Here is a 12,210-nt window from a genome sequence, read left to right as displayed (position 1 = left end):
TTCCGGAGGCTCGTGATGCATTGACAGTCAGCAGATCACCCATCGCACCATTGTATCGCGAAGGCGCGAAAGGCACATCTAGCGTTTCCGGTGTCCACGTAAAGCGAAAGACGATGTCGTTTCGATTTGTCCGATCGGCGCTGTTGGCGAGAGTCGCTGGGATCCTTGCCGCCAGTAGCAGGAGCTTGACCGATGACGTTAGAGCTACATGGAGGCGAGCAATCGCTACCGGAGCAGCCACAGCCGCAGTCACCCCGATCCGTATCTGGGGAGATGATCGGCAATGACCGACCGTCCGCAGAAGCCCCCCGAATCACGATCGAATTACCGTTGTCTACTGCACCGCCCTTCACTCTTGTTCAGGCAGCTGTCAGGTCTGCCTGCTACGCAGGTCGCCAGGCTGCTCCATTGAGGTGAAAATATGCGATATAGGTTTTAGGCGTTTGCGGCTCTGGCCGTTGCTTGCTCGTCCGTGTCCTCTCTTTTGCCGCGACACAGTGAAGATGACGGAGGGCGGCGAAGGCGGAGGTCCGATGACCCTGACGCTCGATCAGCCGACGGTGAAGGCAGGCGAGACGGGTCGAACTTTCACGTCCGCCAACGGTGCAGACCGGCAGAATTTGACTTCTGTGTACGATCGGAGAGGTGCGGTCGCGCCCGATGTCCGACGTCGCGTTAGACCGTTTCGAGCAGACTAAACTGAACCGCGATGAGTTTGCGAATCTTGAGTTGCCCTGCCGTTTCTTTGTCAATGACAGTTAGGAACTGTTCTTTTTCAGATCCCAACGGCATAACCAGGCGTCCGTCGGGCTTGAGCTGCTCAAGCAATGCCGGCGGCGACCGCTCGGCCGCCACCGTGACCAGTATCTTGTCGAACGGGGCGTGCTCAGGCCAGCCGCGGGACCCGTCTCCGACACGAATGCCGACATTAATAAAGCCCAGGCCCGGCAGCAGAGCCTCGGCACGGCTTGCGAATTCCTCGATGATTTCGACGCTCCAGACCTGCCCGGCGAGCTCCGCGAGGATTGCGGATTGGTAGCCCAAGCCGGTGCCGATCTCGAGCACTGCCTCGTGCGGTTGGGGAGCGAGGAGATCGGTCATGAGAGCGACGATGAAGGGCTGCGAGATGGTTTTATCGAAGCCGATCGGCAGCGGCATGTCCTGGTAGGCATACGGCGCAAGCGGGGCTGGCACGAAGAGATGCCGCGGCACCCGCTGCATCGCAGCCATCACCCGCTCATCGAGCGCCGCCCTGCCAAGCTCTTCGCTCGCAAGCTCAACATGGATTGCAATCAACTCGACCATGTGCCTGCGCAGGACCGCGAGGTGCTCTTCATTCATTGGTTTCATGATCACGGGCTTTCCTCAGCCAGTTTATTCCCAGACAGCTTTGTGATCAAACTCAGGAATGACCGGAATGCAGTCCACTTGCGCCATAGCGCGAGCAAACCCAGTGGCGGCAACGGGGGTCGATAAGCGGACCTTGGAGACATCATTAGCGAAGGTCCGGAGGTGGCCCCAAAACCGGACATGTTAGCTGAGGTTCGTAAGAGGCTAATAGTTACAAGTCTCTGTTCAATCGGGACCCCGCAAACACTGGCGCTTGCAAATTCTCCCACTCCGGATAACCAGCACGGCCGATCTTGCCGCCAACATGGGGTACCTCGGCAATCCGGGCGCGCCGCAAATGCGGGCCAAAGTGGAGAAGGCCGCTCCTGAACCAGTCGCACGGCAAGGCTGCCGGCATCCTGATCGGCGACCTTGCGCTCGCCCGGCACTATGTCGAATTCGCCGCGACCTTCGTCGCCATCGGCGACGACGTGGCCGTGTTCGCAAATGCCGCAGCCTAGCGAGCGTCTGCGCTCCACCTCTGACGGCGGTGCCAGGCGGAAAGCAAAGAGGTCTATTCGTTGCAGGTAGCTATCGAAAAGGCTCTTGCAGAGGCGCTGCTTTGCGACTAGTGTAGTTAATATAACTACTTTATGGAGGCGACAATGGAGGAAGCTGTTTCGGCAGCCGATGCAAATCGCAAATTCTCTCTCATCCTGCGCAGCGTCAGGGAAGGGCATAGTTATGTCGTTACAAGTCATGGACGACCCGTGGCACGGATCATTCCTGCGGACAGGCGCGAAAATGTGGCGACTGGTGCTCGCAATGCTCTTTTGTCCCGTCTTGAACGGCAGTCAGTTGTGAATGCCGAACCGTGGACACGAGATGAACTGTATGAGGATGATCGGTGAAGGTCGCGCTCGATACCAATCTTCTCGCTTACGCGGAAGGCGTGAATGGAGCGGACAGGCAGGATATGGCCCTTTCCCTTTTGAGGCGCTTACCGGCGGATGCCACCGTTATACCGGTTCAGGTGCTCGGGGAGCTTTTCAACGTCCTTGTGCGTAAGGCGGGCAGGTCAAGGGACGAGGCGCGTGAAGCCTTGCTCAGCTGGCGTGACGCATTCTCCGTCGTCGAGACATCCGGAGAGGTCATGCAAACGGCCGTTGATCTGGCGACGTCTCACAGATTCGGTATTTGGGACGCGGTGATCTTATCGGCGTCTTCGCAAGCGGGGTCCCGACTGCTTCTTTCGGAAGACATGCAGGAAGGCTTCACCTGGGGCGGTGTAACGGTGGTCAATCCATTCGCGGAAGTCCGGCATATGTTGCTGGATGCCTTGCTGGACGATTCGGACAGGTAAGAGCGATCCGCGGGCCATGGGTGACCAATCGCAGGAATCGTTGGTTGCGAGCCCCCGCAACCAACATAACGCGAAAAAAGCTTGGCGGCACAATAGGTTACCGAGTTTCTCGTTTTGGCGATAGGTCGCCGTGATGACTCGGCTCTTCAACAAAATCAAACACATACTTCCGCAGGTGCAAATCGAGTGAGGCGCACCCCGCAACCAATTGCGACACGGGAAGAGCCCACCTCGCGATCGGTACAGCCGACTCTGCTACAATCGATATAGTCGGCCAGCGTTGTCGTGGAACAGTGCCGAGCGTTCCGAGGCCGAGTAGCCGGCGGCGATCTCGTTGAAGGCGTTCCATATTGCGTCATAGCTCGAGAACAGCTTGTCGACGGGGAAATTCGAGGCGAACATCGCCCGCTCAACGCCGAAGGCGCCAATCGCCTCCTCGACATAGGGGCGGATGCTCTCAGTGGTCCACGTCCAGTCACCCATGCCGAGCCCTGAGATCTTGCAGGCGACGTTTGGCGCTTGCGCCAGCGTATGCATGGCCTTGCGCCAGCCGTCGAAATGCGCGGGGCCATCGACCTGCATGCCGGTATGGTTGAGAATGATCTGGACGTCGGGAAATTCTCGTGCGAGTTCGAGAAACTCCTCCATCTGCCAGTAGTAGAGCTGGAGGTCGAAGCTAAGGCCCCGGCGCGCCAGTTCCTTGAAGCCCCGACGCCATTCCGGCGTTCGGCTCACCTCGGGCTCGGCCAGGTAGGTCTTGGCGGTGTCGGTGTGATAGTTCATCGACTGGCGGATGCCACGGAAATTGGCGTATTGCATATGCTCGTCGAGCAGGTCGCCGACATCCGGCTTGCGCAAGTCGGCATAGCCGACGATGCCGTGGGGGAACCCATGCACGTCGGCGATACCCTGCAGCCACTTGGTCTCATCGGCCGGGTCCTTCGGGTCGAACCCGACATCGAGGTGGACCGCCTTGACGAGGTTCTGGTTTTTCGCGTCGGCGAGAAAATCTCCGATCAGATAGGTCTTGTTGATAGCGGTATAGTCCCCGAAGGCGGATGGCTTCACGCCGTCGGAAAGCCAAGGATAGTAGTTTGTCTCCAGATCCCAGAGGTGGAAATGGGGGTCGATAATGGCGATGTCGGACATGGTTCCTCCTCGGGGTTGCGGGAACGACGATCCCGGCCGTTCCCGCCTTTTCCTGGTCAGTTGCTCGGCGGGAAGACGCGTGCGATCACGGCCTTCGCCTCGGGCGTATCGATCTTGTCGGCAGTCACGAGCGGCATGACGAGAGCAAGATCCTTCTCGATCTTTGCGTTTGTCAGTGCATTGAACACTTGCTGCGTGCCGTCAATGCCTTGGCCGACCGCTTCCTGGAAGAAGATGCCCTGGATGGCGTTGGCCTTCAAAAGCGCAATGGTCGCCGGGCTGCCGTCGGCGACCGCGATGCCGATCTTTCCGGTCAGGCCACGGGTCTCAAGAACCTTCGCCGCGCCGGTGCCGGCCTCGTCATACATGCCATAGATCGCCTTGATGTCGGGATGGGCCGTCAGCATGTCATTGGCCTGCGTCACGGCTTCGTTCACGGTCAGACCGCGCGTCTCGAGCATCTGAACGAGTTCGCAGCCGTCGGCCGCAAAGGCTTCCTGCGCGCCCTTGAGATATTTCTGGGCGTTCTCACGGTCCTGAGGCAGGGACAGCATGCCGACCTTGTTCCCGCCGCGCTCTTTCGCGAGCGCGCAGACGAAGCTGCCCTCTGCCTTACCGGTCTCGTAGTTGTTAGCGGTGACGGAGGACGTGTAGTCCGTCTGGCCGGGCTGCGGGCCGATGCCGGCGAAGGCGATCGGGATGTTCTGGGATTTCAGGTAGGCGAGCAGTGGCGGCGTGCTGGTCGAGCTCACAGGACCGATGACGATCGCATCGACGCCTTTGGTCACGGCCGTACGCGCATTGTCCATCTGCTTGGCCGGCGAATTCTCCGAGGTGAATTCGACATAGTCCATGCCCAGGTCTTCCGCCTTCTGCTTCACGCCGAAGCCGACCCATTGCCAGTAGGAAATGTCCAGCGAGGGCGCCAGATAGGCGACCGTCTTCTTTTCCTCCGCATGCGCAACGCTCGACAATGCCGCCAGTGCGACGCTCGCCGCAATGGCCAGCCACCCGTTGAGTCTCTTCTTCATGCCTTCTTCCTCCTCTTGACGTCCAGGTTTCCCCGGGACGGATCACACGGCACCGCGCCGCGATTTGCTGAAGCGATCGATCAGGACCGCGATCAGGATGGCGAGGCCGGTGACCGACCCCTGCCAGAAGCTGTTGATGCCGATGAGATTGACGCCGTTCTGGATGACTGTGATCATCAGGGCTCCAAAGACAGCGCCCACCGCCGTTCCCGTGCCGCCGAGCAGGCTGGCCCCGCCGATCACGACCGCGGCGATCGCCTGGAGCATGAGGCTCGAGCCGGCCGTCGATTCCGCGTTGAGAATGTAGGAGATGGTCAGCAAACCGGAGAAGGACGCGAGAAGCGATGAGGCGACATAGGCGAAGAATTGCGTCCGCTTGACGGGAATTCCAAGAAGACGCGCGGCTGCCGCGCTGCTGCCAACGGCGTAGAACCAGCGCCCCGCGACCATCTTCTTGAGAAATATTTCGATGACGACGAGCAGCACGATGCAGAACAGGATGTAGTTCGGCATGCCGGGTATCATGCTGCCGCTATTCAGGAGCCAGAAATCCGGATCGCCGATTGGCATCGATCGTCCATTGGTGACGATGAAGGCAAGCGAGCCGGCGACAGCGAAGGTGATCAGCGTCACCACAAAAGGCGCAAGACCCGCCACCGTGACGAGGAAGCCGTTGATCGAGCCGAAGACAAGGCCGACGCCGAGCCCGAAGAGGGCGGCGCTCACGCCGCCGAAGCCCATGGCCATGGCCCGCGCCGTGACCATGCCCGTCAGCGAAAAGACGGATCCGACGGAAAGGTCGATTCCGCCGGTGATCACCACGAGAAGGACGCCGAGCGACATGATGATCAGCGGTGCGCCCGCCTGGGTGATGTTAGCGAAATTGCCCCAGCTCAGCGCCTGCGGCACCTGGGTTCCGACCGCCAGCACAAGAAGGACGATTGCCCCGGCGATCGCCAATTCCGTCCGGTAAGTGGAAAGGAGACTTTCCCGGGTCCGGATTGCCGGTCGCATTTCGATACTTGCCCCGGCTTGGTCCATAGTGGTTTTCGTCATGCCGCCATTCCTGTCAGTATCGCGAGCCTGTCCTCGCTGAGTTGGTCGCGTTCGATCACACCCGACGAGCGTCCTCCAGTGTCGAAGGGCAGCACGCGGTCGCAAACTTCAAGCAGTTCCGCATTTTCCGTCGACCACCAGACGATCGCGGTTCCGGTTGCCGCCATGTCGCGGATCAGTTGGTAGATTTCCCGCTTGGTGCCGATATCGACGCCACGCGTGGGTTCCTCGAGGACCAGAAGGCGGGAGGGTACGTTCAGCCAGCGCGCGAGAAGCAGCTTCTGCTGAGTGCCGCCACTCAGCGTATTCGGCAGGTGCCAGAGCGAGCCCGCCTTCATCTTGAGCGCCTGCATCAGGTCGAGGCACTCAACCCCTTCGTGCTTGTTGGCGAAGAGCGAACCCCGTGTCACGCGACGCGATGCGAGCACGTTGTCGATGATCGGCAAGGAATGAAGGATGCCGCGATGCGACCGGTCACCTGTCACGAAACCCGCGCCGAGGCGCGCAGCCTCACGCGGGGAGCGGAAACGGCCTGGCCATCCCGCGCGCGTCACCGTCCAGCGCTTGGCGTGGGCCGCACCGACGAGGGCGGCGATCAGCGTCTCGGGGCCCGCCGGGGCACCGGCAACGCCGAGGATAGTCCCCGGCTGCAGCACCACGGAGAAGCCGTCTTCGGCGATGGTCAGCGGTTCTCCTGCCATAGACTGTTGCGTCGCGACCCTGGTGACCCGCGGAGCGGCCATAGCGTGGGCCTGGCCCATATGCTCGACGATCGCGAGGTCAGTCAGGTCGGCCGTCGGCACGCTCCTCACCACCGTCCTGCCGTCCCGGATGATCGAGCAGACGTTGGCGATCTGGCGGATTTCCTTCATGCGGTGCGAGACAAAGACGACCGAGAGGCCATTGTCCCGCGTCAGCCGCCGCAGGACGCCGAACAGCCGCTCGGTCTCGATTGCGGTGAGATTGGCGGTGGGCTCGTCAAGCAGGATGAGTTCGGCGCCCGAAGACAGCGCTCGCGCGATCTCCACCATTTGCCCCTCGTGCAGGCTGAGATCGCCGACGAGGCGGTTCAGGGCGACCGCGGCGAAGTCCCGGTCGATCATCGACAAGGCGTCATGCGCTTGCCTTGTCGCCAGACGCCGATCGTAGAAGCGAGAGCCCTTGCGGAAGTGTGGCAGCGCGATGTTCTCCGCGACGGTCAAATTCGGGAGAAGCGCCAGTTCCTGATGGACCGCGGCGACCTTGTGGCGACAGTCCGTCTCGCTGAGGAGGTTGCCCGAGGCGTCGCGGAAGACGAGTTCGCCACCGTCCTTCGTGGCCGTTCCCGTGATGATGCGGATGAGGGTCGACTTGCCCGCGCCGTTGCCGCCGAGGAGCGCGTGGATTTCCCCCCGTGCCACCGAGAAATCGACCCCTTTCAGCACCGACGTCGCGCCATAGGCCTTGGTGAGGGATCGAACTGAGACGATGTATTTCTGGTCGTCGGTCATGGTTCGCGGTCCTCAATAGAGCGTGAGCGCCGGTATGAAGCTCACCGCAAGCAGGAGTGCCATTGCCATGGTGAAGAAGGGCCAGAGTTCCCGCGTCGTCTCGCCGAGCGATGATTTTGCGATCGACGACGAGATGAAGAGCGTCGTGCCGATCGGCGGCGTGTAAAGTCCGATGCCGAGATTGATTACCATCATCAGACCGAGCTGAACCCGGTCCAGCCCGATCGCGTCGGCAAGCGGTACGAAGATTGGTCCAAGCAGCAGGATGGCCGGCGGCATGTCGAGCGGCATGCCGACAATGAGCATGAGGATGTTCATCATCAGGATGATGACGATCGGGCTCGAAATGTTGGCGGCGACCCAGTCGGCCATCTGCTGCGGCGCCTGGTCGAAGGTCAGCACCCAGCCGACGGCTGCGCTGCCCATGATCACCAGCATCACAACGCCGGTCGCCATGCCCGCCTCGACCACGTTGTCGCAAAATCGCTTCCACGTCAGGTCGCGATAGTAGACCAGGCTGAGGGCGAGCGAATAGACGACCGACAGGACGGCAACTTCCGTCGGCGTGGCCAGGCCGAACCGCAGGAAGAGGATGATCAGAACCGGGAGGAGCACGGCGGGCAGGCTCTTCAGCGCCAGCGTCGCCAGTTGCCGCCTGCTGGTTCGCGCGGCCTGTGCGGCATAACCCCGTCTCACCGAAATGAACCAGCAGACGAAGACGAAACTCGCGGCCATCAGGATGCCCGGCAGGATGCCGGCGACGAAGAGGTTGGCGACGCTGACGCCGCTCACCAGCGAAAAGAGGATCATCGGAATCGACGGCGGGATCAGGACGTCGATGACGGCCGACGTGGCATTGTTGGCGGCGCAAAGCGCGGGTGGAAAACCATGCTTTTTCTGCCACGGGATGAGCACGGAGCCGAGCGCACTGGCGTTGGCCACCGCCGAGCCGGACACGCCGCCGAACACGACGGACGAAACGACGGTGGTCGACAGGGGTCCGCCACGCCAGCGCTGCATCGTATGCGATGCCAGCTCCAGCAGTTGCCGGCCGAGCTCACCGCCGAGCATCAGCGTGCCGGCCAGCATGAAGAACGGCAACGCGAGCATCGGAAAGGATTGGGTCTGGTCATAGATCTGCTGCGCGACGATCGACAGCGGCAGATAGCCGTTGAACAGGACCGCGACGCCGGCAGAGATGATAAGGGCGTAGCCGACCGGCACCGCCATCATCATCAGCACGCAGAAGACGATGATCATCAAGATGGTCATAGCGCCACCTCACCACTCTCGGTGTTCGTCCGGTACTCCCAACCGAGGCGCAGCACGCGCAGGACAACGCCGAGCGTAACGATCGCCACGAGCACGGAACCTATGGCGAGAGCGAAATACCCCATGCTATTGGGCAGCTGGAAGACCGGGCTGTGTTCGATCCCAGCGATCTCGCCGACCCGGTAGGCCTGATAACCGAGCACCAGAAAAGCTCCGGCACTGACGGCATTGGCGAGGACGAAGGCGGTGGAACAGGCACCGCCTTGCAGCTTGTCGTAGATCCATTCGACGGCCATATGGCCGCCGGAATGGGCGGCGAGCACGATGCCGCCCAGGATGAACCATGGAAAGATCAGCACCGGCAGCTCCTGAGCGAAAGAAAAGCCTCCCCCGGTCAGCACATAGCGGGCAAAGACGTTCGCCGTCATGAAGACCATCAGCGCTATCCCGCTGAAGATGACGACCTGCCGCGCAAACCAGACGATGGCCCGCGCCGCGGCTTCTATGAGACTTGAGAGGCTTTTCATGGGGTGCTCCCGTTGAGAAAGGCCTCAGCCTTTGGTGGCGGATTCGATCTGGGCGACAAAATCTCCGAAAGGCTTCTGCTTCCAGGTCTCGGCGACCGAAGCGGTTACCTTGGCGAAGGCTTGCCGGTCCACTTCGGTGACCTCGATTGCTGCATTGCTCCGGAACGCTGCGAGCACCCCGGCGTCCTTGTCGGCGGAAAGCTTGCGCTGGAGCTCACCGGCTTCCTTCGCAGCCGCCTTTACCGCCTCAAGGTCACCGCCCAGTCGCGCCTGAGCGACCTGCGACATCAGGAACGGCGTCGATTCCCACTTATGACCGGTCAGGCTGATGTGTTTGTTGACTTCGTAGAGCTTGGAACTGTCTATATTGGCGAGCGGATTCTCCTGTCCGTCGACCACGCCCTGCTGCAGGGCGACATAGAGCTCGCCGAAGGCGATCTGCTCTGTCGCGGCACCCAGGGCCTTGAAAATGTCCATCGTCATCGGGTCGGCCGGCGTGCGGATTTTCATGCCGCTCACGTCGGCGGGTGCGGCGACCTTGCGCTTGGAGTTGGTGAGGTGGCGGATGCCATTGTCCCACCAGTCAAGCGGCACCACGCCGACGGCTTCGAAGCGCTTGACGAGCTCGCCGCCAACCGGGCCGTTGAGAACCGTCATCGCCTTCGCTGTGTTCTCGAACAGGAAGGGGAGGCCGAGTGCTGCAAGTTCAGGAACGAGCGCAGATGTGGCTCCCTGGCTGTTGGCGGTGAAATCGAGAGCGCCCGTGCGCAGGCTTGTCAGCATCGCCGAATCGCTGCCGAGCGTTTCCGCGCCGGCGACGTTGACCTTGATGCGGCCGGCCGTCTTCTCGGCTACCAATTCCGCGAACTTCGCCGCGGCGACTGTTCTCGGATTTCCTGGTGCGGCGCCGTGACCAAGGGTCAGCGTCGTGCCGGCGCGCGCGGGCCGGACCATGGTGACGATCGCCGGGGCAGCCAGCACGGCCGACGACGCTGCCAGGAACTGGCGTCTGTTGATCTCGAATTTCATCTTTTCTCCTCCACTTGGAACTGTTGCGGCCCGCCGCGCTCCTCAACGCGGCGACCCTGTGACTTAGCTGTCTAGCCACCCCCTGATTCGAGCCGCGACCTTCGCGGTCGATATGCCGTACATGTCGTGCAAGGTCGGCAGGGCGCCCGCTTCGAGGAAGGCGTCCGGTAGCCCGATCTGCCGGAATGCGGCGGGGCGTACGTTCGAGCGCATCAAGGTGGCGGCGACCGCCTCTCCGAGACCGCCGATGACAGTGTGGTTCTCAGCGACGACGACGAGCCGCCCCTGCTTGGCGCATTCGGCAAGGATCGTGGCTTCGTCGAGCGGCTTGATCGTGGGAACGTGCAGCACGCCGGCATCGACACCGTCCTTGCGGAGTTCTTCGGCCGCTTCGAGCGCGCGCATCGTCATCAGGCCCGACGAAATGATCAGCGTATCCCTGCCGTCGCGCAGCAGCTTCGCCTTGCTCAGCTCGAACCGATAACCGTACTCCTCGAGCACGAGCGGCACGTTGCCGCGGAGAAGCCGCATGTAGACCGGACCCCGATGGGCGGCGATGGCGGGCACCGCCTGCTCGATCTCGCTCGCGTCGCAGGGATCGACGATGGTGAGGTTCGGCATGCCGCGGAACATCGCGATGTCTTCGGTCGCCTGGTGGCTGGGGCCGTAGCCGGTGGTGAGCCCGGGCAGCGCGCAGACGATCTTGACGTCCAGCATCTCCTCGGCAATCGCCAGGCAGACGAAGTCATAGGCCCGGCGCGAGGCGAAGACGGCGTATGTCGTGACCCAGGGCTGCAGGCCTTCGCGCGCCATGCCGGCAGCCGACATCATCAGCAACTGCTCGGCCATGCCCATCTGATAGAAGCGGTCGGGATGGGCTGCGCGGAAGACATGCAGGTCGGTATATTTTGCGAGATCCGCCGAAAGGCCGACGATGCGGTCATCCTTTTCCGCCAGCGCCGAGAGCGCGTGGCCGAAGGGTGCGGGCCGGGTGGGCTGGTTGGCTCCGGCAATGGAGGCGATCATCGCCGACGTCGTCAGCCGTGGCCTGTCGGCGTTGCCGATCAGATGCGTCGGGCGTTCGTATTTCGAGCGTCTCATGCCGTTGCTCCCGCGTCGATGATCCGGATCGCCTCTGCCCATTCATGCGGTTCCACGCGCAGGAAGTGGTTGCGCTCACGCGCTTCAAGGAAAGGCACGCCCTTGGCCATTTTCGTATCGCAGATGATGATTCTGGGCTGCGCCTCAGAATGATGGCGCGCCTTGTCGAAGGCTTCGACGAGCGCATCAATGTCGTTGCCATCGACGCGCTGGACGAACCAGCCGAAGGCCTCGAACTTCGGCCCAAGCGGCTCGAAGTTGAGGACGCCGAGCGACGGACCGTCGGCCTGCATCTGGTTGACGTCGACGATGCCGATCAGGTTGTCGAGCTTGTAGGATCCGGCAGACATCGCCGCTTCCCAAGTCGATCCCTCGTCGAGCTCGCCATCGGAAAACAGGTTGTAGACGAAGGAACGTGAGCCCTTGCGCTTGAGCGCGAGCGACATGCCGACGGCAATGCCGAGGCCGTGGCCAAGCGATCCGCCGGTGATTTCCATGCCCGGCGTATAGGCGGCCATGCCTGACATGGGCAGGCGGCTGTCATCCGTGCCGTAGGTCTCGAGTTCATCCTCCGGTACGATCTTCGCCTCGATCAGTGCCGCATAAAGCGCGATGGCGTAATGGCCGATCGACAGCAGGAAGCGGTCGCGCCCTTCCCATTCCGGGTCTTCCGGCCTGTAGGTCGTCGCATGGAAGTAGGCGACCGCCAGAACGTCAGCAATGCCAAGCGCCTGGGCGATATAGCCCTGGCCCTGAACCTCGCCCATGCGCAGGGCGTGCCGACGAATGCGCCGGGCCCGTTCGGGAAGACTGATATTGTGACCGATCTGGACCATTCTCTTCCTATCCTTGTCAGACTCTTC

The 12,210-nt window shown here is 61.9% G+C and carries 12 protein-coding genes and 2 pseudogenes; 4 read left to right on the top strand and 10 right to left on the bottom strand.

Going from position 1 to position 12,210, the window contains the following annotated elements:
• Positions 1–451: 451 nt before the first annotated feature.
• Positions 452–578 (top strand): annotated as a pseudogene (locus tag ISN39_RS37895) (copper resistance protein); the annotation flags it as partial.
• A gap of 97 nt (positions 579–675) precedes the next feature.
• On the opposite strand, the gene ISN39_RS15005 reads toward ISN39_RS37895, so the two are convergent.
• On the bottom strand, positions 676–1,350 hold the full coding sequence (locus tag ISN39_RS15005; protein ID WP_194730224.1) for a protein-L-isoaspartate(D-aspartate) O-methyltransferase: 675 nt from the start codon (positions 1,348–1,350) through the stop codon (positions 676–678).
• A 286-nt stretch (positions 1,351–1,636) separates the two neighbouring features.
• Here ISN39_RS15005 and ISN39_RS15000 point away from each other — a divergent pair.
• From ISN39_RS15000 to ISN39_RS14990, 3 genes and pseudogenes are all read left to right on the top strand, one after another.
• Positions 1,637–1,841, top strand: a pseudogene (locus tag ISN39_RS15000) (aldolase/citrate lyase family protein); the annotation flags it as partial.
• A 153-nt stretch (positions 1,842–1,994) separates the two neighbouring features.
• Positions 1,995–2,240, top strand: coding sequence for a type II toxin-antitoxin system prevent-host-death family antitoxin (locus ISN39_RS14995; protein WP_194727990.1), 246 nt, complete (start codon positions 1,995–1,997; stop codon positions 2,238–2,240).
• On the top strand, positions 2,237–2,692 hold the full coding sequence (locus ISN39_RS14990; RefSeq protein WP_194727991.1) for a PIN domain-containing protein: 456 nt from the start codon (positions 2,237–2,239) through the stop codon (positions 2,690–2,692). Before ISN39_RS14995 ends, ISN39_RS14990 begins: the two co-directional genes overlap by 4 nt.
• A 255-nt stretch (positions 2,693–2,947) precedes the next feature.
• On the opposite strand, the gene ISN39_RS14985 is transcribed toward ISN39_RS14990, so the two are convergent.
• The 9 genes from ISN39_RS14985 to ISN39_RS14945 all read right to left on the bottom strand — a co-directional run bounded on the left by ISN39_RS14985 (position 2,948) and on the right by ISN39_RS14945 (position 12,183).
• The gene (locus ISN39_RS14985; RefSeq protein WP_194728060.1) at positions 2,948–3,841 is read right to left on the bottom strand and encodes an amidohydrolase; all 894 of its coding nucleotides are present in this window, start codon (positions 3,839–3,841) and stop codon (positions 2,948–2,950) included.
• Positions 3,842–3,897: 56 nt separating this feature from the next.
• A complete protein-coding gene (locus ISN39_RS14980) occupies positions 3,898–4,872 on the bottom strand; it encodes a substrate-binding domain-containing protein (RefSeq protein ID WP_194728059.1) in 975 nt (324 codons plus the stop codon).
• 42 nt (positions 4,873–4,914) lie between these two features.
• Positions 4,915–5,928 carry an ABC transporter permease gene (locus tag ISN39_RS14975; RefSeq protein ID WP_194728058.1) on the bottom strand — a complete coding sequence of 338 codons (1,014 nt, stop codon included), beginning with the start codon at positions 5,926–5,928 and terminating at the stop codon, positions 4,915–4,917.
• The gene (locus tag ISN39_RS14970; RefSeq protein ID WP_194728057.1) at positions 5,925–7,418 is read right to left on the bottom strand and encodes a sugar ABC transporter ATP-binding protein; all 1,494 of its coding nucleotides are present in this window, start codon (positions 7,416–7,418) and stop codon (positions 5,925–5,927) included. The genes ISN39_RS14975 and ISN39_RS14970 overlap by 4 nt, the downstream gene beginning before the upstream one ends.
• A 12-nt stretch (positions 7,419–7,430) precedes the next feature.
• Positions 7,431–8,690 carry a TRAP transporter large permease subunit gene (locus ISN39_RS14965; protein WP_194728056.1) on the bottom strand — a complete coding sequence of 420 codons (1,260 nt, stop codon included), beginning with the start codon at positions 8,688–8,690 and terminating at the stop codon, positions 7,431–7,433.
• Positions 8,687–9,217: a TRAP transporter small permease subunit gene (locus ISN39_RS14960; RefSeq protein WP_194728055.1), complete on the bottom strand. Its 531-nt coding sequence runs from the start codon at positions 9,215–9,217 to the stop codon at positions 8,687–8,689. The genes ISN39_RS14965 and ISN39_RS14960 overlap by 4 nt, the downstream gene beginning before the upstream one ends.
• Before the next feature lie 24 nt (positions 9,218–9,241).
• Positions 9,242–10,246, bottom strand: coding sequence for a TRAP transporter substrate-binding protein (locus ISN39_RS14955; protein WP_194728054.1), 1,005 nt, complete (start codon positions 10,244–10,246; stop codon positions 9,242–9,244).
• A gap of 63 nt (positions 10,247–10,309) precedes the next feature.
• Positions 10,310–11,347, bottom strand: a complete 1,038-nt coding sequence (locus ISN39_RS14950) for a transketolase family protein (protein WP_194728053.1) — start codon at positions 11,345–11,347, stop codon at positions 10,310–10,312.
• Positions 11,344–12,183 carry a transketolase gene (locus ISN39_RS14945; protein WP_194728052.1) on the bottom strand — a complete coding sequence of 280 codons (840 nt, stop codon included), beginning with the start codon at positions 12,181–12,183 and terminating at the stop codon, positions 11,344–11,346. The genes ISN39_RS14950 and ISN39_RS14945 overlap by 4 nt, the downstream gene beginning before the upstream one ends.
• Between the last annotated feature and the right edge of the window lie 27 nt (positions 12,184–12,210).

The sequence above is a fragment of the Rhizobium sp. 007 genome, assembly GCF_015353075.1.
Lineage (GTDB): Bacteria > Pseudomonadota > Alphaproteobacteria > Rhizobiales > Rhizobiaceae > Rhizobium.
Note: the sequence above shows the minus strand (reverse complement) of the source record. Positions and strands in the feature narration are given on the sequence as shown.